Raw genomic sequence first — 22228 nt, 5'->3', positions numbered from 1 at the left:
CCTGGCTACGACACCCGTCAGGCCCCAGGCCCCATCAGCCGATCCGGCAGCCAGGTGACCAATTCGGGGAAAACCGCCAGCACGCCGATGAAAACCAGCATGATAGCCACGAACGGCAATACCCCCAGCATGATGTCGCGCAGCGCGACCTGAGGCGCCACCCCCTGGATCACGAACAGATTCAGCCCCAGCGGCGGATGGATCAGCCCGACTTCCAGATTGATCGTCATGATGATGGAAAACCAGACCAGATCGATGTTGCTCTGCGTCAGCACGGGCAGGATGATCGGCATGCTCATCAGGATCACCGACACGGGCGGCAGGAAGAAGCCCGCCACCAGCAGAAAGACATTCAGGAGCAGAATCAGTTGCCAATAACCGAGCCCCCAGCCGAACACCCATTCCGCCAAGCTTTGCGTGATATACAGATAGGACATCATATACGCGTAGACAGCGGCCCCGGCCACGATCATCAGGATCATGCACGACTCGCGCACGGTGTCCCGCATCATCGGCCACAGGTCGCGGAACCGATAAGTCCGGTACAGGAACATGACCAGAACGAGGGCCATGAAGGCCGCCACTGCCGCGACTTCCGAGGGCGTGGCAAACCCCGTGTACATGAACACGGTCACCGCCATGATGATCGCCAGAAACGGCAGCGACTTCACCGATCCCCGCATCTTTTCGCCGAAGGAATAGCTTTCCTGCACGACCTTGCCGTCCTTCCGGATCCGGTCCAGACGCACGCTGGAGAGCCACGCATACAGAGCAAACAGAATGACCAGCACGACGCCGGGCACCACCCCCGCCAGAAACAGCCGGGCAATCGAGGTATGCGTCACGATCCCATAGACGATCAGGGTCAGCGACGGCGGGATCAGAATGCCCAGCGTGCCGCCCGCAGCGATGGATCCGGTCGCCAGCCGCGGCGGGACGTGTCGATTGATCATCTCCGGAATCCCGATCTTGCCGATTGCCGCCGCCGTCGCGGGGCTGGAGCCGCACATTGCCGCGAACAGCCCGCACCCGGTGATATTGGCAATCACCAGTCCGCCCGGTACCCGCACCAGCCAGCGATGCAGTGATTCGTATAGATCCTTGCCAGCCCTTGAAGCGCCGATCGTGCATCCAAGCAGCACGAACAGCGGGATGGTCAGCAGCGCAAAACTGGACAATTCCCCGACGAAGATATTCGATACCGCCGCCAACGCGCCGCCATCCCCGAACACCACCAGGAACACGATGGAAATCAGAACCAGCCCGAATCCGATCGGGATGCCCGAGAACAACACCAAAAAGGTAGCAATGAACAGCACAAAGCCAATCTGCAGCTCAGACATGATCGACCCCCTGTTCGCGGTACCCGATGGCCCGCAGAATTTCCAGGACATACTGCGCGGCGGTCAGCAGCATGCCGATCGCCACCGTGGAATATTTCGGCCAGACGAGCGGCTGCCAGACCCCCAGCGCCCGCTCGCCCGTGACATAGGCATGCATCGTCATGTCCAGTCCGGCATAGCCCAGATACAGGCACACGGCGCATGCCAGAACCTTGGGTAGCAGCGGCACCCATTGGGCGGCCGATCCCGACAACCAGGTGTCCAGCAAGTCCATCTTGACGTGGCCGCCAGTGGTCAGCGTATAGGGAGAGGCGAGAAACGTGGCGCTGATCATCAGCTCGATGGCCGTTTCCAATTCCCACGAGCTTTGCAGGCCGATGCCTCGCTTGAATACCATCCAGGTGATGATGACGGTCGCCACCACCAGCAGGATGGCCGCCAGAACAGCCAGGGCGGCATTGACCCGAGCCAGACACTTTTCCAGGATATGCACACGAACCTCCGGGCGCGAGTGAACACGCGGCGATTTATTTCTTGGACAGTGCCTCGACCGACTCCAGCAGGCCCTTGGCCGCCGGACTGATCGACGCGTACTCGGGCCACGCCGTCTTGTGGGCAAGTGCCAGCCAGCTGTCGTAATCGTCCTTGGTCATTGCATGCACCTGGACACCCGCCGCCTTGAATTTCTTCACGGCCTCGAATTTGATGCGATCCTGCTCCTTGTTGAAGGAAGGCAGGGTGGCATCCGCAGCTTTTTCGAAGATTTTCTTCTGCGCGTCGGTCAGGCTGTCCCAGGTCTTGGTTGAAATCACCAGCGGCTGGAACACCACGAAAATCGTGTAGTCCCCACCCAAGGTGGCATATTTCGTCTGTTCATACAGACGCATGCTCATGAAGGTCTCGTAGGACGTCATCAATCCGTCCAGCACGCCCGTCTGCAAGGCGTTGTAGAGCTCCGTGGACGGCATGGAAAAGACAGACGCCCCCGCCGCCCTGAGCATTGTGTCGATCGTGCGGTCCGCTCCCCGGAATTTCAGCCCCTTGACGCTATCAGGCGTCGTGATCGGATGCGCCTTGTTGGCGATCCCGCCTTCGGTCCACCACCAGGTCAGGATATGGAAACCCTGCTGACGCGCGATCTCCTGCAGGCGCTTTTCGTAATCCGTGCCTTTGAAGCGCATAGCGTCCTGCACGCCACTGATAGCGCCGGGCAGGATCGTAATGGAAAATTCCGGCGCCTTGCCGACGGCGTAGATCAGCGGAAAAATCGACAGATCGATGGAACCGTCGGCCAGCGCATCGATCTGCTTCAGCGGGTTGCTGATCAAAGACGCCCCCGGATACACGCGAAATTTGATGGATGGATCCTGCTTCTGGACTTCTTGCACGAACAGGCGGGCTCCCGCATCCCGGCCGTCGCCCTGAGGCCATTGATGGGACAGCTTCAGGGTTTTGGCCTGAACGGTTGCGGCGGCCAGCGCGCACATTGCGGCGAGCATCAATGTTTTGAACTTCATGTTTGTCTCCTGTGGTGATCGGCACAAGTCTTTTTGCGACTTTTGATGCCGGCGGTACTCCCGCTGGATGATCCGGAGCCTTACGAGTCCGGTCCCTGAAAAACGACCCGATCCTTCAGCAAGCAATCGATCTCGTGGGATGCAAGTCCGTAGTCCCGCAGAACCTGGACCGTATGCTGCCCGAGGCGCGGCGGTGCGGAATGCACGGTGGCACCGACCGAACTTTCACCTGAGGCATTCTGCATCAGAAAGGGCAGACCCACCTGCCGCAGATCACCCAGGTCCGGATGCTTGACAGTTTCCACCAGCCCGATCTGGCGCACCTGTTCATCGGCGAAGACATCCGCCAGCGTGTTGATGGGGCCAGCGGGAATGCCCGCCTCGATGAAGATCGGCGTCCACTCCATCCGGCCGCGCGCCTGCAGGCGCGCATCGATCAGCGCTTTGAGCTCCATGCGGTGCTGGATGCGATCGGCATTCAGCCTGAAGCGCGGATCCTCCGTCAATTCCGGACAACCCAGCAATTCGCACAGCCGCACCCACATTTCCTGCGTGGCAGGCGCCAGATTCAAAGGCCCATCGGCGGTCTGAAACGTGCCATAGGGCGCAATCACAGGATGGACATTACCGCAGGGCTGAGGCACCTCGCCCAGGCTGAGATACCGTTGTCCCTGAACGCTGAGCAGCCCGATCAAACTGGACAGCAACGAGCTATGCACATATTGCCCCCGCCCCGTCTGCTGGCGCGCCACGCAGGCGCCCAGCACACCGATGGCCGCCCACATCCCCGCAGTCAGATCCCCCACCGCCGTCCCGACCCGCATCGGGCCGGTCTCCGGGGTTCCCGACAAGCTCATGAACCCGGAATAACCCTGCGCAATCTGATCGAACCCCGCCCAGTGCTTGGCGGGCCCCTGGTTGCCGAACCCCGAAATCGAGGCGTAGACCAGGCTTGGGCGCTCGGCGGCCAGGCTTTCGTAGCCCAGCCCCATTTTTTCGGTGGTGCCCACACGAAAGTTTTCGACCACGATATCGGACTGCAACGCCAGACGGCGCAGCAGCGACAGGCCGTCCGGATGCCGGAAATCCAGTCCGATGCCTTTCTTGTTGCGATTGGCACTAAGATAATAAACACTTATGCCATGATCGAATGGCCCCCACTGGCGAATCATGTCACCGTCCGGGGCCGGCTCGACCTTGATGACCTCGGCGCCCATGTCCGCCAGAATCATGGTGCAGAACGGTCCCGAGAGTGCCCGGGTCAAATCGAGAACTTTCAATCCTTTGAGCGGCAGATCCACCGACATGTCTCCTTTATCTGTTTTTATCGATTCTAGGGAAGGCTTCCGGCGAACTGAAATACTATTTACTGAACCGGCAATCAGATTTTCTTATGATTGAGCCCGAGAAAAGCAAGGGGATAACATGAACCTGAGGCAGCTGAACTATTTCACGCGCATCGTCGAGGCCCAGAACATGACCCGCGCGGCCGAGACGCTGCATATCGCACAGCCGGCCCTGAGCCAGCAGATTACCCTGCTGGAGGAAGAATTAGGGGTCAAACTATTGAACCGCAGCGCGCGCGGCATGCTGGCGACCGAAGAAGGCGAGCTGCTGTACCGGCACGCCCGCACCATCTTGCGGCAGGTCGACAATACCCGCGCGCTCATCTCCCGCAAACACGGGGCGATATCGGGCACGGTGTCGATTGGCATGGCATCCAGCACCGCCAGAATGCTGGCGCTGCGTCTGATCGAGCGGGTCCGCGAAACCTACCCCGCCGTCGTGCTGGAGATCGTGGACGTCCCCAGCGCCGATCTGACGTCGATGGTCATGCAGGGACGCGTCGATTTCGCGCTGGCCCCCGACCCGAAGAAGCCCAAGGGCATGGCGTGCGAACCCCTGCTGTTCGAAGATCTTTATCTGTTCGCTCACCCTGCCCTACGCCACAGCTCGTCCACTGTATCCCTGGAGGAGATGGCCGGCTATCCGCTGGTGCTGCCCAGCCTGCCCAACACATTGCGCTCCCGCATCGAGCATGCCTTCCTGCAGCGGCACCTGTCCTACCATCTGCTGGCCGAGGCCAGCACGTCCGCCATCCTGATTCCCGCCGTCAAGGCCGGGATCGCCACGACCGTACTGCCTTACTCGGCCGGGCACGAAGAAGTCCGGGACGGCACCATCGCGATACATCCGCTGGAAATCGAGCTTTCGCGCGAAATCTGCCTGTGCGTCAGCGAAACGCTGCCCATGTCGGTGGCAACCCACGAAGTGCTGGAATTGTGCCGCAGCCTGACCATCGATCTCGTCGAGCACGGATTCTGGCAAGGGTGCAGAATCGCGGCTTAATCCGGCACTCAGGCCGAGCTCAAAGTACGTTGTCCGGCGGCGGCGTCTGCACTGTCGGCGCACCGGCTGTCAGGATGTCGTCCCGATTGCGATTCAGCGGCGGATAGATCCGCTCGCCATTGATCAACCGCTTGGTGCGCTTGGCCTGTGCCCCCTGGGCCACCAGAATCCGGTCACGGCTTTGCGTGTAGACGGCACCCCAGGGGCCCAGGTCGACGATGGTGGTGTACCAGTCGATACTCAGGGGCAGCAAGGGTTCGCCCAGCAGATCGGCGGCGACATTGTGCCCCACAAAACGCCCCATGGGCCGCCCGTACTGGCAGGACATGATCGACGGTTGCTTGCCGTCGATCAGGCTGCGGGCGCTGTCGCCCGCAGCGAAAACCCCGTCCACACCCCGGACCCGCAGGCAGTTGTCCACCAGCAGCCGGCCCAGTTCGTCATGTTCTCCCGGGACCTGTGCGGTCAGTTCGTTGGCCCGCATGCCGCCGCACCAGATCACCGTCGATGCCGGGATGACCTCGCCGCCCCCCAGTTCCACACCGGTTTGCGTCACCCGGCTGACCTGGACGGCCGGCCGCAATTCGACCCCCATCGCGCGCATGGCCTGCTCGATCACAGGCTGGGCTTCGCCCATGGCATGCGCGATCTGTTCGTTGCGGTCCATCAGGATCACCCGCACGTCTTCGCGTGCGCCCGCGACCCTGGCCAGCCGGTCAGGCAGTTCCGAGGCAATTTCCGTGCCGGTCAGCCCCGCCCCGATGACGATGGCGGTGTAGCGGCCCGTCGACGCGGGCCGCGCGGGCAGAGAGGCCAGATGCTCGTGCAGCCTCAGGGCGCCCTCGTAGGTATCCACATCCAGCGCATGTTCGGCCAGCCCGGGGACAGCCGGGCGCACCAGCGCGCTACCCAGGGCGAATACCAGGCGCGTGTAGTCCAGGACGCGCGAGGCGCCATCGGCCAGCCGTACCTGGACCTGACGGCTCGCCACGTCGATCCGGGTGACGGTGGCCTGCAGCCAGGCCACGCCGATGGGGTCCAGGACATCCGCAAGGGGTACTTTGGTGACCTCCAGGTCCGGTTCGTAGTTACGTACCCGGATGCTGTGAAAGGGCCTCGCATTGACGACCAGGATCTCGATCGGACCATGGACATGGGCCGACCCGGATATTTTACGGGCCGCACCAACGGCAGCCCACAGGCCGGCAAACCCGGCCCCCAGGATCAGGATGCGCGGCGCCTGGGCCCGCGCATCACCATGAACGGAATCGGACATGTTGCACGCCTCGAAGAACAGACGTGGTTCATTGTAGACCTGCCGACCCCGACGCACGGCCAGTCCCGCCCCGGGTCACGTTCCCGGTGAATGCCCCTGACACCGTCCGCATGAAGGCATCGTCCCACAAGCTTCAGACCTATACTGTCTGCAGCGTTCCGCCGGCGGATTGACGGAAACACGTTCCGTGATCGACTTTATCGACGAGAGGCAAGCCATGACGACCTATGATGTCAAGCTCCTCGGCAAACGGGAAGTTGCCGAAGGCACGATGGAATTCACGCTGGAAAAGCCCGCTGGGCTGGATGTCCGCGCCGGGCAGTTCTGCGACATCAAGCTGCCCAGCCCCGAGGGCACCCCGAAGCACGACGGCATGCATGGGTTTTCCTTCGTCAACGCGCCGTTCGAGCCCCACATTGCGGTGGCCACACGAATGCGCGGTACACCATTCAAGGAAGCCTTTCGCAAGACCCCGGATGGGACGGTGGTCAAGCTGATCGCGCCCTTTGGCGATTTCACGCTGCACAAGACCGAATCCGTCCCGGCCGTCTTCATCATCGGCGGCATTGGCATCACGCCAGTGCGCAGCATGATCGTCCAGGCGCTGCACGACCGGACGGCGCACCACCTGACCCTGATCTATGCGAACCGGACGCCGGCCCAGGCGGCCTACGTCGACGAACTCAAACAACTGGCCAGCCAGCATGCGAACTTCACTTTCGTGCAGGTCTATACGCAGAATCAGGCTGACGGCGCCGAACACGGCCACGTCGATGCGGCCATGATCCGGCGCCACGTGCCCGATCTGGCGACGCCGAAATTCTACCTGTCCGGCCCTGAAGGCATGGTCAAGGCCATGCGCGCCCTGCTGGTGAAAATAGACGCCAACGAGGACAACATCCGTACAGAAGAATTCGAAGGATACTGATCCGATGGTCAACCGGAACCCGCAAGGTCGTCCCACGACGGCATCCGCCGCGATCGATTTCTACTTCGATTTCTCATCGCCCTACGGATACTTCGCCAGCACGCGGATAGACGCCCTGGCCCGGGAACTGCGGCGTGCCACACGCTGGCACCCCATCCTGCTGGGGCCCATGTTCCAGGCCACCGGCACGGCCCCCCTGGTGCAAATCCCGATCAAAGGGGATTATTCCCGGCACGATATGCTGCGCACGGCACGACTGCACGATATTCCCTTCCGGTTGCCAGACCCTTTTCCCATTGCCGCGGTCGCGCCGGCGCGCATCATGCTGCACGTGAGCCAGACCGATCCGGATCTGGCCATCGCTTACGCCCACCGCGTCTTTCGCGCCTATTACGTGGATAACGTGCCCATCGGCCAGGCCGACCAGGCGCTCCGGCTGGCGGGCGAAGTGGGTCTGGCGACGGCGCCCCTGGCCGATGCGATCGCATCGGAACCCGTCAAGGCCCTGCTACGCCAAGCCAACGACGATGCGTTGGCCCTGGGCGTCTTCGGCTCGCCCTTCCTGCTGATCGATGGCGAACCCTTCTGGGGCTTCGATCGGTTCGACACGATCCGCCTGTGGGCGAGGCAACAAACATGAAAATCGGCTTACTGCAATGCGATGACGTCGCGCAACCGCTGATCGAGCGGCACGGCAGCTATCCCGACATGATCCAGACCCTGCTGCGATCGGTCGATCCCGAGGTCGAACTCCAGGTCTTTGCCTGCCACGAGGGGCGGATTCCCGACCGGACGGACGGCTTCGACGGCTGGCTCACCACCGGCTCGAAATACGGCGCCAACGACGATGCCGACTGGATCGCATCACTGGAACGTTTCATCCGGACGCTGTGGCAGGCCCACCAACCGCTGGTCGGCATCTGTTTCGGCCACCAACTGATGGCCAAGGCGCTGGGCGGCCGGGTGGAACGCAGCGTGAATGGCTGGGGCCTGGGCGCCTATCCGGTCACACTGAGCCAGCAGGAACCCTGGATGTCCCCCTGGGATTCTCCGACTCTGGAATTGCTGGCCAGCCATCAGGATCAGGTGGCCGAGCTTCCGCCTCAGGGCCGCATCCTGGCGCACAGCGGATTCTGCCCCATCTACATGATGCAGGTGGGCGATGTCTTTCTGGGCATTCAAGGGCACCCGGAATTTTCCCGCGCCTACCTCGAAGATCTGCTGGAGCTGAGACGAACGGGGGTGTCGGCGGAGCGCATCCTGGCCGCCCGGCACAGCCTGCGGCAGCCGGTCAACGACCTGCTGGTCGGCCGCTGGATCCTGAACTTCATCCGGTCCCGCTGCGGCGCCGCGACCGCGCCTTGACGGGCGCGCGGCACACGACTAGGATGCACATCCGTTACCTGATACAACCAAAGCTGCAATCATGTTTCCTCGCTGCGTCCTTCCCCGACAATCCGGTCGCACGCCCTTGCGCCATCGCATCGCACTGATTTTGCTGGGATTTTCGATCCTGGGCACCGCGCAGGCCGAAGGCCAGAATCGCATGACGCTGGGGGCTGGCGTGGCCGCCATCCCGCGCTACGAAGGATCCGACGAATACAAAGGCAGGACGATCCCCCTCGTCAACGCCCAGTTTGGCCGGTTCTACGCCCGCACCGAAGACGGCGTCGGCCTGAATCTCATCCAGACCAAGCGCCTGACGCTGGAGGCGGGACTGAACATGATGTGGGGATATGGCAGCGACGACGTGCCGCCGGGCATCGGCGGCCTGTCCGATGCCATCGGCGCCCGGCTGGGGCTATCCACCAATATCGCGGGTGCGGTCTTCGGTATCGCCGCCACCCAGGCGGTCACACACCGCGATCGCGGCCTGCTGGTCGACTCGCGCGTCTCCTACCCCTACGCTGTGACGGAAAGCGTGCGCCTGACACCCAGCGTCGGCGCCACCTGGGCCAATGAAAAATACATGGACAGCTATTTCGGCATCAACGGCGACCAGTCCCGCCAGTCCGGGCTGGAAACCTATCAGCCGACCTCCGGCGTCAAGGACGTCTCCGCGCGCGTGGTCGTCAATTACGCGGTGACCGAGCGGCTGAACCTCACCAGTCTGGTCGGCACAAGTCGCCTCGTGGGCCAGGCGGCCGACAGCCCGATGGTCCGGCAGAAAACCCAGTTCCATACACTGGTGGGCGGCAGCTACGCTTTCTGAGGCGCACGACCGTCCGACGGAAAGCCCTCGGATCAAGCACCAGGCAGTTCCCGCAATAGCCGTTCCATGACTTGGGCCTGATCATCATCCAGGCGCCCCGCGGCCTGGGCCAGAACGACACCGCGCCGGCACAGACGATCATATAGATCGCGCATTTCCGGATCCAGGCCCTGCAGCGCCTGACGATGCAGGCGCACCGTCCCGGCATCGCCGCGTGAGACCGGCCCTGGCATACCGCCGGCAACGCCGCTGCGCGCCAGGGATTCCACCGTGCCGCGCAACAAGGGCAGCAGCGCTGCCAGCGCCTGCTGCTCGGTCGCACCCCAGGATTGCCACAAACGCACGGCTTCGGCCAGCAGAACGTGGACGTGCTGCGACGCATAGCCGCCTGACGCGTGATAGCGCGCCCTCGCTCCAGGCGGCAGGCTCAGGCCGACGCACCCGACGCGATGCGCCAGATCATGCAGGAGGGCACTCAGATCCGCATCGGCGGCCTCGATGGCCACCGTGCAGCCTGGAAGACTGTCGACCGCAGCCTGGACATCGGCCCCAAAGGCCTGCATGGGATGGAAACCGCCAATCAGCGCCCCGGCGTCCGCAGCCGGCTGCAAGACGGCCACCGGTGTGGCGCCACTGCAATGCACGACCATCCGCCCGGCACGCCAGGAGACGGCGCGGGCTACATCAGGGATGCCGGCATCCGGGGTCGTGATGAAGACCAGATCGCATTGATCCGCCAATCGCTGGATATCGCTGGCCTGGCAATCCCGCAGGCCCTGCGCCATGAGGCGGGCACTTTCCGCATGGCGGCTGGCCACCCAGGCAACCGGCACGCCAGCCCCCTGCAATGCCAAGGCCAGGGCTCGGGCCAGGCGCCCGGCACCGATGAAGCCTACCCCAAACGATGCTGATCGAAGCGTTGCTTCGCCCGATTTTCCCACCACCACCATAAGCGAACCCCTAATAGCACCGCCAGGATGACCGCGTAGATGCGCGGCTCCAGAAAATCATTCTTGCCTGCGCGCATCCACTCGAAATGCAGGACGGACAGGACGGCCGCCGGATGGATCAGCCAGTGAAGGCGTCGCCACCATCGCCCCAAGCGCCGGATCCATCCGTTGGTGGACGTCAGTGCCAGCGGCACCAGCAGCAGCACGGCGATAGCCCCAACACCGATGAAATCCCGTTGCCACAGGTCGGTCCACATGGCGGCGGGCGCGCCCCCACGATCCCAGATCGCCCAGGCAATGACGTGCAGTACCGTGTAGAAAAACGCATACAGCCCCAGCGCGCGCCGGTACCTGACGAGCCGCGTCCAGCCCGTCAACCGGCGCGCCGGCGTCACGCACAGGACGGCCCACAACAAGGCCAGCGCCCAAACGCCGGACGACCGGGTCAGAAATTCCTGCGGATTGGCGCTCAGGCCTTGCGTTGCGCCCAACACAACCCAGCGAGCCAACGGAAACAGGCCGACGGCATGCACCCCAACACGCAACCACACACCCGATCGCATCAGAAATTCCGCCGCAGATCCATCCCCTGGTAGAGCCCCGCCACCGACTCGGCATAGCCATTGAAAGGCAGCGTCGGAATGCGTGAGGCAAAAAACCCGGTCCCGATCCGCCGTTCCGTCGCCTGGCTCCAGCGTGGATGGGGTACGGAGGGATTCACGTTGGCGTAAAAGCCGTACTCGTCGGGTGCCGCCCGCATCCAGCTGCTCACCGGCTGTTCGGCCTGCAGGCGGATATGGACCAGCGATTTCGCGGACTTGAAACCGTACTTCCAGGGCACGATGATGCGCAGCGGCGCCCCATCCTGCGGGGGAAGATCGTGGCCATACAATCCAAACGTCAGCAAGGTCAGCGGGTGCATGGCCTCATCCATGCGCAGGCCCTCGACATAGGGCCAATCGAGGATCCGCTGGCGCACACCGGGCATCACATCCGGCTGCACGGCGCTCGTGAATACGACATAACGTGCATCCGCAGTCGGTTCGACCCGTTGCAGCAGGTGCGACAACGAATAGCCGATCCAGGGCACGACCAGGGACCAGGCCTCGACACAGCGCAGCCGGTAGACGCGTTCTTCGAGCGGCGCGAGCTTGCGCAGGTCGTCGAGATCCAGCGTCATGGGCTTGCCCACCGCGCCATCGATCTTCACGGCCCAAGGCCGCAGTCGCATGCGCCCGGCGTATTCGGCTGGATCGCCCTTGCCCGTGCCGAACTCGTAGAAGTTGTTGTAGGTGGTAATGTCGTGCCAGCTATTGGGCTTTTCGGTCGTCGACCAGCGGGCATTGGGCGGCGCCGGCAGCACCGGCCCGGTTGGCCCGTCACCGGCGCTGGCACGTGCCAGGCCGCCCATCCCCAATGCAAGCGAACCCGCCGCCATCTGCCGCAACCAGCGTCGCCGCCCAAGCCAGACAGATTCCGGCGTGATCCCGGATGGTGGAATATCCCGACTCTGTTCGACGTGCATGGCAGCCTCCTGTGGGAACGGCCTCGAAAGGCCACACGGTGCGGGCGCGCCGCGCCCGCGATCCGTATCCTGCCATCTTAATGCAGCGTTCTGGGTCCGACATCCCCGTCTTCCCCCGGCGCATCGGCGCTGTACTCATCGACCCGCAGATCGGGGGAACCCAGCATGGCCTCCCAGCTGCGCAATGGCACGCAGGTCTGCAGCCGGACGATCGCCTGCCGGATCAGCGCCGCATGCAGGTCGTGGCCAACGCCCGAGGCGATGTCCAGCGTCACGTCACCCTGCAGTTCAGCCAGACGGGCATGCACCTGGCGCGCCTGATCCACCGGAGCGACGCGGTCCTCCGCGCCATGCAGCAGGTGGAGTGTGGAAACGGCCGGTGCGACTTCGGGCAATGCGGCGAAACGCGTGGAAAACAGCAGCGCCCGACCCGCCAGGCCAGGGACCGCGCACACGGCATCCAGCACCACTGCCGCGCCTTCCGAAAAACCGACCAGAGCGGTTTGCTCGCCGCTCAGGCCGTGCTGGCTTTGCCAGGCCAGAACCTCGCGCGTCAGCAATGCGCCGGCGTCCGCGACCAGCCCGACATACGATTGCGCGTCCGGACTGGCATCCGCAATCCAGCGCCGGCCTTGGTCGGCGCCGAACGGTCCATAGGGCTGGACAATGACCGCCTGCGGAAAGGCCTCCCGGATCGCGGCCACCAGGTGCAACAACTGCCCCGGATCCGAGGATTCACCATGGAGCAGGACAAACAACTGAGCCGGCGTGTCGCCGGACGGGAGAATGCACAGCGGATCGGGTCGCATATCGGACGAATCAGGCAAGAGAGACTCCTGGGGGGCGCCAGACATCAGGATACCGCAGCCGACGGTGGATCGGCTGCGGTCACCCTTTGCAGCGCCTGGCCGCGGCGACCGGGATGCGGGTCCGGGTCCGGATCAGCGGGCCAGTTTGCCGGCGATGTCCACCAGCCGGCGTGCCTGATGAGCGATCGAGGCCTTGTCGTCCTCGGTGAATTCCGCACCCATCGTGTGGCTGTAACCATAAGGATTGCCGCCCGACTTGAAGATGCACTGGTCCGTGTAGCCCGGGGCCACGACGATCCCGCCCCAGTGCATCACGGTCGTGTAGAAGGACAGCAGGGTGGCTTCCTGCCCACCGTGGGTATTCTGCGCCGACGTCATCGCCGATACCGCCTTACCCGCCAGCCCGCCCTTGGCCCAGACGCCGCCGAGCGAGTCGATGAAGGCGCGCATCTGGCTTGCCTGCACGCCAAAGCGCGTGGGCGCCGAGAACAGATAGGCATTGGCCCATTCCATATCGTCGGCCGTCGCCGTCGGGATGGCGGCCATCTTGTCGGCCTGCGCCTTCCAGGCCTCTACGCTGGCCACAACCGATTCGGGCACCGTTTCTTGAACCTTGCGCAGGCGCACCTCGGCGCCCGCGGCGCGGGCGGCCTCGGCTGCCAGGGCGGCCATCTGGTCGTTGGTTCCGTAGGTCGAGTAATAGATCACGGCGAGTTTCACACTCATGGATTGCTCCTTGGGGGGTAGAAGTTGGAAAGAACTGTCCGTCAGTTTCAATCAATCAGTCTATTGGGATCGAATGCAAGAATAAATACGCAAATTCGACAAATAGAATTTCATTTCTGAGACAATCCAGGCTATGGCAATGAATAATCTGCACGCGGACGATCTGATCCTGTTCGCGTACGTTGTCCGGGCCGGCAGCTTCACGCGCGCCTCGGAAAGGATCGGCATTCCCAAGGCCACCCTGTCGCGGCGCCTGGCCTCTCTGGAAACCGCCCTGGGCGAACGCCTGATGCAACGCAGCACGCGAAGCCTGGTGCTGACCGAGTTCGGTGAACAGATGCTGGATCATGCCCGCCGGCTCTTGAACGAGCACGAAGATGCGGTGGCCGCCGCGCAGCACGAGCACGCGGTGCCACGCGGCATTCTGCGAGTCTCGCTGCCACCGGAATACCGCGAGCTGCTGGTCACGCAACTGATCACGCAGTTCAGCCAGCGATATCCCGACGTCCAGCTGGAACTGGACCTTTCCGTGCGCCGGGTCGACCTGGCCACCGAACGCTTCGACGTCGCCGTGCGCGCCGCGACGCACCTGCCGGATGACAGCACGATGGTGGCGCGCCACATTGCGACACTGCGCAGCGGCCTGTTCGCGAGCCGGGGCTATCTGCAACGAAGCGGCCAGCCGCGCGAACCAGCCGATCTGCTGGAGCACATGGGCCTGATGCTGACGCCCAGCACCAGCCGGTACCAACCGTGGCAGCTGTCATGCGGCGGCCAGCACTGGGAGGGCATACCGCAACGCATACTGGCAGCGAATTCCGTGGGTCTGCTGCAGGCACTGGCGGCCGAGGGGCTCGGCATCGTCGGCCTGTCGGAAACTTTCGCGGACGAACTGCTGGGCCGGGGCGAACTCGAGCGCGTCCTGCCACAATGGAGTCTGCCCTCCGTCAATGTCTGGTGCGTGACTCTGGGCCGGCGCCTGCTGTCGCGCAGCACCATCGCATTCATCGACGTCCTGAAATCCGTCCTGACCGACGGGACACAACCATGATCACAACAACCGGCAGGCCCATTGCGGGCATTCTCCAGCTGGTGCTGTCCACCTGGGTGCTGTCCGGGCTGGACGCCAGCGGCAAGTGGATCATGGGCCTGGGGGTGTCGCTGCTCGTGCTCAGTGCCGTGCGGTACATCGTGCATTGCCTGCTGGTGCTGGCCTTCGTGCTGCCGGCGCGAGGGCCTGGCATCTTGCGCAGCCACAGGCCCGGCCGCCAGGTCCTGCGCGCCACGTTCATGCTCGGCTCGACGCTGTCGATGTTCACGGCGCTGCACCACCTGCCTCAGGCGCAGGCCACGTCCATCAACTTTCTGGCGCCCTTGTTGGTGCTTGCCCTTGCCCCCTGGCTGCTGGGCGAACCGGCCCGTCTGTCCCGCTGGGTCGCCGCCATCGCGGGCTTCATCGGCGTACTCATCGTCATCCGCCCGGGTGCGGGCCTGGATCTGACCGGAACGCTGTTCGGCCTGCTGACCGCCACCCTGATCACCGGACAATACATCTCGAACCGCCTGCTCGCCCAGGACGACCCCCTGACCACCTTGCTCTGGAGCGGTGCTGTCGGCAGTCTGGTGCTGCTTGTAGGCCTGCCGTTCGCCCTGCCGGACGCATTGCCCGCGCTGGCGGCGCTGGGCCCCACCGGCTGGGCGATTCTCTTAGGCACCGGTGTCTGGGGGGCGCTGGGACACTGGCTGCAGATCCGCGCGTACCACAACGCATCGGCGTCCGTGCTGTCGCCCTTCCTGTATCTGCAGATCATCAGCGCGACGGCGCTAGGGTGGCTGATCTGGGGGCAGTTCCCCGACCAGTTCACCTGGCTGGGCATCGCGATCATTGCATTCAGCGGCCTGACCATCAGCTACGTGGAGTGGCGCCAGCGCGGCCGGCGGCCGCTCGTCCGCGTCCCCAGCCAGGTCTGATCACATGCGGCGACCGGTCCTACCCGGTCAAATCGCCGTGTGGCATGCGCCCATCACGGATCCACCGCACCTGGAAGAGCTTCTCCCATACCGCGGTTTGCTCTAAGCTGTCGGAACAGGTATCGACAGAGCGTAGGTGGCGCGATGGGATTAGGTATCTTGATTGTCGGGGCTAGCGGTCTGGTCGGACAGGGTGTGCTCAAAACTGTCTTGCAGGATACATCGATCGACCGGATCGTCCTGCTGGTGCGGCACCCGATCCGGATCGCGGATGCACGGGTCGATCTTCTGCAGGCTGACGTTTTTTCAGAGGACGGCCTGAGCCGGTTGGATCTGACGGGGCTGGACGCCTGCTTGTATTGCGCCGGCCCGTTACCCCTGGGCCTGAGCGAGGCAGCCTATCGCGAGGTGACCGTTCAGATGACCGTCCGGGTCGCTAAAGCGTACGCCGCGGCCAACCCCCAGGGCAGATTTTTGTATATCTCGGGTATGGGTGCCGATGTCCATAGCCGTCTGATGCCGTTCCGGATCAAGGGAGAAGCCGAAGAGGCCCTGCGCGCATTAGGCATTCCCCTGTGTTGCCTGCGCCCCGGCGGCGCCCGGCCGGTGCAGGGCGAAATTTCCCCTTATCCCGCCCGCCGATGGGTCTACAGGCTGGGTGACCCGATCCTGGCACTATTGTGCTGGCTGGCCCCAAAGCAGTTCACCACGACCCGGGCGATCGGACGCGCCATGTTGCAGAGTGCCCGCATGACCCCCATGCCCACGGTGGTGGACAATATGACCATCAGTGCGATCGACGTGGATCGTGTGAACCCCTGAGACGGGCGACCCGACTACTGTAGCGGGCCACTGAAGCCTGCCCATTATTCATCAGGCCGGTTCCTGGGCGGGTGTCTGGACACGACAGGCGTACCAGCCCCGGGTGCGGTTGACCACCCGCACCACCAGCAACATGACAGGCACTTCGATCAATACCCCCACCACGGTCGCCAGTGCCGCGCCCGAATGAAAGCCAAACAGGCTGATGGCGGTGGCCACGGCCAACTCGAAGAAGTTGCTCGCGCCAATCAGGGCCGAGGGGCATGCAACATTGTGCTGTTCGCCCACGCGCCGGTTCAACCAGTACGCCAGCGCCGAATTGAACAGCACCTGGACCAGGATGGGCACGGCCAGCATGGCGATCACCAGGGGCTGCTCGATGATGGCTTGCCCCTGGAAGGCAAAGAGCAGCACCAGCGTCAACAACAATGCGGCAATGGACAGCGAGCCAACGCGCGCCAAGGTGGCATCGAAAACAGCCTGGCCACGACGCAGCAGCGCCCGGCGCCAGAGTTGAGCCAGGATGACCGGAATGACGATGTACAGCACCACCGAGGTCAGCAGCGTCGCCCAGGGCACGGTGATGGACGACAAGCCCAGCAGCAGCCCCACAACCGGTGCAAAGGCGAACACCATGATGGTGTCGTTCAACGCTACCTGGGACAACGTGAAGAGTGGATCGCCGCCGGTGAGCCGGCTCCAGACGAACACCATTGCGGTACACGGTGCCGCTGCCAGCAGGATCAGCCCCGCAATGTAACTATCGAGTTGAGCGGCAGGCAGCCACGGCGCGAACACCTGCCGGATGAATAGCCACCCCAGGAAGGCCATCGAGAATGGCTTGACGGCCCAGTTCACGAACAGCGTCACGCCGATGCCGCGCCAGTGCCGGCGCACCTGGCTCAGCGCGCCGAAATCCACCCTGACCAGCATGGGGATGATCATCAGCCAGATGAGCAGTCCCACCGGCAAGTTGACCTGGGCCACCTGCACATTCCCGATGATCTGGAAAGCGCCAGGGGCCGCCTGTCCCAGGAGAACGCCAGCGACGATGCAGAGAAAGACCCATAGGGTCAGGTAACGCTCGAAGACACTCATGCTTTCCTCTCGCACATGACCGATGTCGTGCGGCTCGCGCGGCCAGAACATGGCATCAGGTCATCGACAGACAGACGGGCATGCAGGTGTTTCATGGAGTTTTCTTGGTTCAGCAGGTTTGACAAGCGGTTTCGTTGGGGCTGACCTCGCAGGTGCCACCCTGACAGCAGTGCTCTGTCAGGTAGCCCAAAAGGTCATTCATGCATGAGAAATCAGCGCGATAAATCAACTATTCAACTATCGTTGAATAATATAGCGGCGTGTTGCGCACAGGCAAGTCCAGGATACAACTGAATTGTTGTCGCATTCCCAAACGGGGCCACTTCAAACAATCCGGGGGTCAATTCCTGATGTTGCTCGATGATGCAAAGACTCGATGACGACCTCTGCCGGCTCGGTCAGGCAACAGGCAATGGATATGCCATCCTTGTGCCAGCACTGCACGGCATGCACGTCGCTATAAGGAGGCTGGGGCCACAGCCTGATGTCAGCCATATCCCAGACGCTACGCTCTTGCTGCTTCAGGATAGCTTCACGCAGGGTCCAGGACTTCCAGAAGGCGGTAGTCTGCTCATTGACGCCGCCCTTGGCGATCCCAGCCATGCGGGCCGAACACTGCTCCAGATGGGCGACTTCCGGTGGAGAAAAATAATGTCGAGCGATATCCATGAGGCCCTTGCGCGGACGCAGTCGCTCAATATCGCAGCCGACAGACTGGCCATCCGGGCCCAACAGCACGGCAATGAAACCACAGCTGTGGCTGATGCTGAAGGCTGGCATGGCGGGGCTGACGGGCAGCGGCTTCCCCGACGGGGCGACCGGCAGAGGCGGCAGCAGCCCTTGATTCAGCAAACGGGACAGCAGGACTCGCCCAGCCAGCCAGGCTGCTCGTGGCGCGGGATCGCCAGGGGCTTGTTCCAGGAACGCCGCGGACAGATACGCCTGCGCCATGGCCTCGGATCCATACTCGTCGATGGGCGCCAGCACAAGGCGAGCCTGCGCGCCAGGGCCCTCGCCAGCAGGTCCCGGCGATGATGCGGGCACAGAGATGGCTGCGCCTATGGCCAAGGAGATGGGCACTGACCTACTCGCCCCGCCGAATCACCAACGACGTATTAATCCCGCCAAAGGCAAAATTATTACTCTGAAAAAATTCGGTCTGCACGGGCCGCGCTGCACCCATGATGTGATCGAGCTCGGCACATTCGGGGTCGGGCTGCCGCAAATTGATCGTCGGCGCAAACCAGCCTTCTTGCATCATCTCCAGACCCAGCCAGGCCTCCAGCGCCCCGCACGCCCCCAGAGTATGGCCGAAATAGCTCTTCAGAGAGGAGATCGGCGTATCCACGCCAAAGACATTGGCCGTGGCGCGGCATTCAGCCACGTCCCCTCGGCTGGTGGCCGTCCCATGGGCGCTGATGTAGCCAATATCGGACGCGGCCAGACCACTCATGTCCAGCGACTGCTGCAGGCAGGCCTGCATGGTCTCCCAATTGGGCTGAGTGATGTGCGTGGCGTCGCAATTGGTCGCGAAGCCGATCACCTCGCCATAGATGCGGGCACCGCGCGCCCTGGCATGATCCATATTTTCCAGCACCAGCGTACCCGCCCCCTCGCCGATCACCAGACCGTCGCGCCGCTGATCGAACGGCGCCGGCGTGAGCTGCGGAGTGTCATTGTGCTGGCTGGTGGCAAACAGGGTGTCGAACACTGCCACCTCTGTCGGGCAGAGTTCTTCGGCTCCCCCCGCCACCATCACCGTCTGCAAGCCATGGCGGATAGCCTCGAAGGCGTAGCCGATGCCCTGGCTGCCGGAGGTGCAGGCACTGGAGGTCGGAATGACACGGCCCCGCAAGCCAAAGAACAGACCCACGTTGACGGCCGCCGTATGCGGCATCATCTGCACATAGGTCGTGCCGGTAATGTTGCGCGTGTGTTTTTCCACCAGCATGACGGCAAAGTCGCTGATGGGCCCCGTGCTGCCGGTGGACGAACCATAGGCGACCCCCGTGGCACCGCTCGTCAACACGGGATCATCGACCAACCCGGCCATGGCCAGGGCGTGCTCGGTGGCCCGGGTGGCGAGCAAGGACACCCGGCCCATCGAGCGGATCTTCTTGCGGGTGTAGTGCCCCGGCAGCAAAAAATCCACCACCGGTGCCCCCAGCCGCGACCCCAGCCCATCGTAAATATCCCACTCGGGCATCCGGCGCACGGCATTGCGACCCTCGCGAATACGCGCTGAAATGCTGGTCCAGTCTTCGCCAAAGGCAGTCACCCCGCCCATACCGGTAATCGCCACGCGGTTCATGCCATCCCCCCGTTGATTGAAATGACTTGCCGTGTAACGTAAGCAGCAATGTCGGACATCAGATACGAAGCCAGGCCAGCCACCTCTTGCGCCGTACCCATGCGCTGGGCCGGAATCATGCTCATGGCCTGCTTCAGAGCCTCCGGCTCGACCTGCACCATGGTGGTGTCGATCAGACCTGGTGCAATGCAATTGACTGTGATGCGTCGCTTGGCCAGTTCGACGGCCAGTGCCTTGGTGGCGCCGATGAGGCCCGCTTTGGCCGCGCTGTAATTCACTTGGCCGCGATTACCGATCAGGCCGGACACCGATGACAAGGTCAGAATGCGCCCGCCCTGGCGCAGGCCGATCATGGGCATGACGCAGGGCTGCACCACATTGAAGAAACCATCCAGATTGGTCCGCATGACCAGATCCCAATCGACATCCGTGAGCGCCGGAAAAGTGGCATCCCGCGCCACGCCTGCATTGCAGACGATGCCATACCAAGCACCATGTACATCCATATCGCGCTCAAGCACCTCGCGGCACACGGTGCGATCCGCCTGATCGAATTGAATCAAGCGTCCCTGCCCACCCGCCTCATGGATGCGAGCCAGCGTCGCGGAAGCCCCGGCCAGATCGTGGTGATAATGCACCCCCACGTGAAAGCCATCGGATGCCAGGCGACAGGCGATGGCCTGACCAATCCCCTTGCTGGCCCCTGTGACCAGAACCGAACGAACCCGAGTCATCCAGAACCTCTTTCAAATAATGCCGTCAGCTCGTGGGTAGCCAACTGACAGGTGGTAAGCCGGGCATGGGCCAACAGGGCTGCCCCCTGGTGGATATCGGCGTCGAAACCACCAATACGCTCATCGCGCGCCAGCAGTGTCACACGCACGTCCAGCACGGCGCCGGCAGCAAAAACAGACACTTCGGTCGTGAATTGCCGCGACCCAAGCAGCATACCCAGAGCAATGTCCTGGGCGCCTTCCCGCCGCTGGTGCCAACCCGACCATACCGCCACAGCCTGTGCCATGATCTCCAGGCCGAACCAGGCCGGCACGGCGCCATCAGCGTTCACAAACGGAGCCAGTACCCCCGCGCGGCTTACAGTCACCCGGCAATGACAGGTGTCATCATCCACTGCCAGCAGCTCGTCAAGCAGCAGCATGGGGGCCCGGTGCGGCAGATAATGGCGGACCGGCCGAAAACTGCTCATGACGCGGCCCCCAGAATCAAGCTCGTGTTATTGCCGCCAAAGGCGAAGGCATTGGACATGATGAACGGTCGTTGCAGAAGGCCCGGTGCCTGCAGCAAACCAAAGGAAGGTAGACGATCATCCAACGGGCTACGGCTGAAATCCTGGGCGGGCAAGGCCAGCGGCTGCGTCAGGAGCAGCCAGCACAAGGTGGCCTCGCAGGCACCTGCCGCGCCCAGCGTATGCCCCATCAGCGGTTTGACCGAGCTGCAGGGCGTCCGGGTACCAAACACCTGCGCCACAGCCTGCGCCTCGACCTGATCATTGGCTTGCGTGGCTGTGCCGTGCAAATTGATGTAGGCAATCTCGGAAGCCGGCAGTCCGGCACCCTGCAGGGCCATCCGCATCGCGCGAACCGCACCGGCACCTTCCGGGTGGGGTGCCGACATGTGCCATGCATCGCTGGATTCGCCAATGCCCAGGATCGCAACCGCGTGCGGCTCGCGCGTGAGCAGCATGAGTGCGGCCCCTTCGCCGATATTGATGCCCCGCCGATCACGGGCAAAGGGCTGACAGAGATCCGTACAGAGCAACTCCAGACTGTCAAAGCCATTGATCGGCATGCGGCTCAGGGTATCGGCCCCACCCACAAGGGCGGCATCGGCCAGACCGGCAGCAATCAGACGATAGCCACTGATGATGGCCCGGGCGCTGGAGGAGCAGGCTGTCGAGACGGTATACGCCGGACCGATAAGCCCAAGATGGCCGGACAAAAACCGCGAGGGGTCGCCAAGTTCCTGCTGCTCGTAGTGATAGCCATCCGGCCCGTTGCCGCCCTCGTCAGCACCCGCGGCGCCCACGACGCGGCTGTAATGTCGATCGGACTCGTCCAGACCCGATGTGCTGGTGCCCAGGACAACGGCCACCCGAGCCCGTCCAAAGCGCCGCACGCTGGCCTCGACTTCGGCGTGAATCTGCCCAAGGGCCTGCAGCAACAGGCGATTGTTGCGCGAATCGTGACGCGTCCAGGCATCGGGCATCGGCGGCAGATCACCCTCCACGCCACCCAGCATGGCGAGCCGGCCATCCTGCAGCCAGCCATCTCGCAGCCACATGCCGGGCGCGTGGCCCGCAGCCAAGTTGGTGGCGGTCTCTTGCAGATTGTGGCCCAGGGCACTGCATAGTCCGGCGGCAGCGCAATAAATCAT

At 63.3% G+C, this 22228-nt stretch carries 24 protein-coding genes and 1 pseudogene; 8 read left to right on the top strand and 17 right to left on the bottom strand.

Annotated features, from left to right (window positions below; genetic code table 11):
• Positions 1 to 17: 17 nt before the first annotated feature.
• From ABCV34_RS15070 to ABCV34_RS15055, 4 genes are all read right to left on the bottom strand, one after another.
• On the bottom strand, positions 18 to 1343 hold the full coding sequence (locus tag ABCV34_RS15070) for a TRAP transporter large permease (protein WP_345797029.1): 1326 nt from the start codon (positions 1341 to 1343) through the stop codon (positions 18 to 20).
• Positions 1336 to 1836, bottom strand: coding sequence for a TRAP transporter small permease (locus tag ABCV34_RS15065; RefSeq protein WP_345797028.1), 501 nt, complete (start codon positions 1834 to 1836; stop codon positions 1336 to 1338). The genes ABCV34_RS15070 and ABCV34_RS15065 overlap by 8 nt, the downstream gene beginning before the upstream one ends.
• 34 nt (positions 1837 to 1870) lie before the next feature.
• On the bottom strand, positions 1871 to 2860 hold the full coding sequence (dctP, locus tag ABCV34_RS15060; RefSeq protein WP_345797027.1) for a TRAP transporter substrate-binding protein DctP: 990 nt from the start codon (positions 2858 to 2860) through the stop codon (positions 1871 to 1873).
• Between the two features lie 80 nt (positions 2861 to 2940).
• Positions 2941 to 4167 (bottom strand): CoA transferase, encoded by a 1227-nt coding sequence (locus ABCV34_RS15055; RefSeq protein ID WP_345797026.1) that lies wholly within the window; start codon positions 4165 to 4167, stop codon positions 2941 to 2943.
• Positions 4168 to 4285: 118 nt separating this feature from the next.
• Here ABCV34_RS15055 and ABCV34_RS15050 point away from each other — a divergent pair, with 118 nt between their 5' ends.
• A complete protein-coding gene (locus tag ABCV34_RS15050; RefSeq protein ID WP_345797025.1) occupies positions 4286 to 5209 on the top strand; it encodes a LysR substrate-binding domain-containing protein in 924 nt (307 codons plus the stop codon).
• Positions 5210 to 5228: 19 nt separating this feature from the next.
• Here ABCV34_RS15050 and ABCV34_RS15045 read toward each other — a convergent pair whose 3' ends face one another.
• Positions 5229 to 6485: an FAD-dependent oxidoreductase gene (locus tag ABCV34_RS15045; RefSeq protein WP_345797024.1), complete on the bottom strand. Its 1257-nt coding sequence runs from the start codon at positions 6483 to 6485 to the stop codon at positions 5229 to 5231.
• A 217-nt stretch (positions 6486 to 6702) separates the two neighbouring features.
• Here ABCV34_RS15045 and ABCV34_RS15040 point away from each other — a divergent pair, with 217 nt between their 5' ends.
• From ABCV34_RS15040 to ABCV34_RS15025, 4 genes are all read left to right on the top strand, one after another.
• Positions 6703 to 7413: an FAD-dependent oxidoreductase gene (locus ABCV34_RS15040; protein ID WP_345797023.1), complete on the top strand. Its 711-nt coding sequence runs from the start codon at positions 6703 to 6705 to the stop codon at positions 7411 to 7413.
• A 4-nt stretch (positions 7414 to 7417) separates the two neighbouring features.
• Positions 7418 to 8053, top strand: a complete 636-nt coding sequence (locus ABCV34_RS15035) for a 2-hydroxychromene-2-carboxylate isomerase (RefSeq protein WP_345797022.1) — start codon at positions 7418 to 7420, stop codon at positions 8051 to 8053.
• Positions 8050 to 8778, top strand: coding sequence for a gamma-glutamyl-gamma-aminobutyrate hydrolase family protein (locus tag ABCV34_RS15030; RefSeq protein WP_345797021.1), 729 nt, complete (start codon positions 8050 to 8052; stop codon positions 8776 to 8778). Before ABCV34_RS15035 ends, ABCV34_RS15030 begins: the two co-directional genes overlap by 4 nt.
• 106 nt (positions 8779 to 8884) lie before the next feature.
• On the top strand, positions 8885 to 9625 hold the full coding sequence (locus ABCV34_RS15025) for a MipA/OmpV family protein (protein WP_345797020.1): 741 nt from the start codon (positions 8885 to 8887) through the stop codon (positions 9623 to 9625).
• Between the two features lie 32 nt (positions 9626 to 9657).
• On the opposite strand, the gene ABCV34_RS15020 is transcribed toward ABCV34_RS15025, so the two are convergent.
• From ABCV34_RS15020 to wrbA, 5 genes are all read right to left on the bottom strand, one after another.
• Positions 9658 to 10479, bottom strand: coding sequence for a DUF2520 domain-containing protein (locus ABCV34_RS15020; protein ID WP_345797019.1), 822 nt, complete (start codon positions 10477 to 10479; stop codon positions 9658 to 9660).
• Positions 10480 to 10517: 38 nt separating this feature from the next.
• Entirely contained in the window at positions 10518 to 11138 is a 621-nt protein-coding gene (locus ABCV34_RS15015) for a protein-methionine-sulfoxide reductase heme-binding subunit MsrQ (RefSeq protein ID WP_345797018.1), read from the bottom strand.
• Complete coding sequence (gene msrP / locus ABCV34_RS15010) at positions 11138 to 12100, bottom strand: protein-methionine-sulfoxide reductase catalytic subunit MsrP (RefSeq protein ID WP_345797017.1); 963 nt, start codon at positions 12098 to 12100, stop codon at positions 11138 to 11140. The genes ABCV34_RS15015 and msrP overlap by 1 nt, the downstream gene beginning before the upstream one ends.
• 77 nt (positions 12101 to 12177) lie before the next feature.
• Positions 12178 to 12927, bottom strand: coding sequence for an esterase (ypfH, locus tag ABCV34_RS15005; protein WP_345797016.1), 750 nt, complete (start codon positions 12925 to 12927; stop codon positions 12178 to 12180).
• A 114-nt stretch (positions 12928 to 13041) separates the two neighbouring features.
• Positions 13042 to 13635, bottom strand: a complete 594-nt coding sequence (gene wrbA, locus ABCV34_RS15000; RefSeq protein ID WP_345797015.1) for an NAD(P)H:quinone oxidoreductase — start codon at positions 13633 to 13635, stop codon at positions 13042 to 13044.
• 139 nt (positions 13636 to 13774) lie between these two features.
• On the opposite strand from wrbA, the gene ABCV34_RS14995 reads away from it, so the two are divergent.
• From ABCV34_RS14995 to ABCV34_RS14985, 3 genes are all read left to right on the top strand, one after another.
• Positions 13775 to 14686: a LysR substrate-binding domain-containing protein gene (locus ABCV34_RS14995; protein WP_345797014.1), complete on the top strand. Its 912-nt coding sequence runs from the start codon at positions 13775 to 13777 to the stop codon at positions 14684 to 14686.
• Positions 14683 to 15606, top strand: a complete 924-nt coding sequence (locus ABCV34_RS14990; protein WP_345797013.1) for a DMT family transporter — start codon at positions 14683 to 14685, stop codon at positions 15604 to 15606. The genes ABCV34_RS14995 and ABCV34_RS14990 overlap by 4 nt, the downstream gene beginning before the upstream one ends.
• A 195-nt stretch (positions 15607 to 15801) precedes the next feature.
• A complete protein-coding gene (locus ABCV34_RS14985; protein WP_345797012.1) occupies positions 15802 to 16428 on the top strand; it encodes an epimerase in 627 nt (208 codons plus the stop codon).
• Between the two features lie 51 nt (positions 16429 to 16479).
• On the opposite strand, the gene arsB is transcribed toward ABCV34_RS14985, so the two are convergent.
• The 7 genes and pseudogenes from arsB to ABCV34_RS14950 form a co-directional block, all read right to left on the bottom strand.
• Positions 16480 to 17577, bottom strand: coding sequence for an ACR3 family arsenite efflux transporter (gene arsB, locus ABCV34_RS14980; protein ID WP_345797011.1), 1098 nt, complete (start codon positions 17575 to 17577; stop codon positions 16480 to 16482).
• Between the two features lie 58 nt (positions 17578 to 17635).
• Positions 17636 to 17755 (bottom strand): annotated as a pseudogene (locus ABCV34_RS14975) (transcriptional regulator); the annotation flags it as partial.
• 95 nt (positions 17756 to 17850) lie between these two features.
• Complete coding sequence (locus tag ABCV34_RS14970; RefSeq protein ID WP_345797010.1) at positions 17851 to 18513, bottom strand: 4'-phosphopantetheinyl transferase superfamily protein; 663 nt, start codon at positions 18511 to 18513, stop codon at positions 17851 to 17853.
• A gap of 97 nt (positions 18514 to 18610) precedes the next feature.
• Entirely contained in the window at positions 18611 to 19837 is a 1227-nt protein-coding gene (locus ABCV34_RS14965; RefSeq protein ID WP_345797009.1) for a beta-ketoacyl-ACP synthase, read from the bottom strand.
• Entirely contained in the window at positions 19834 to 20571 is a 738-nt protein-coding gene (locus tag ABCV34_RS14960) for a 3-ketoacyl-ACP reductase FabG2 (RefSeq protein ID WP_345797008.1), read from the bottom strand. The genes ABCV34_RS14965 and ABCV34_RS14960 overlap by 4 nt, the downstream gene beginning before the upstream one ends.
• Positions 20568 to 21041, bottom strand: coding sequence for a 3-hydroxy-fatty acyl-ACP dehydratase (locus ABCV34_RS14955; protein WP_345797007.1), 474 nt, complete (start codon positions 21039 to 21041; stop codon positions 20568 to 20570). Before ABCV34_RS14955 ends, ABCV34_RS14960 begins: the two co-directional genes overlap by 4 nt.
• The gene (locus tag ABCV34_RS14950) at positions 21038 to 22228 is read right to left on the bottom strand and encodes a beta-ketoacyl-[acyl-carrier-protein] synthase family protein (protein ID WP_345797006.1); all 1191 of its coding nucleotides are present in this window, start codon (positions 22226 to 22228) and stop codon (positions 21038 to 21040) included. Before ABCV34_RS14950 ends, ABCV34_RS14955 begins: the two co-directional genes overlap by 4 nt.

The sequence above is a fragment of the Castellaniella sp. MT123 genome (assembly GCF_039614765.1).
GTDB lineage: Bacteria > Pseudomonadota > Gammaproteobacteria > Burkholderiales > Burkholderiaceae_B > Castellaniella.
The sequence above is the reverse complement of the archived record's forward strand: the minus strand, read 5'-3'. Positions and strand labels throughout refer to the sequence as shown.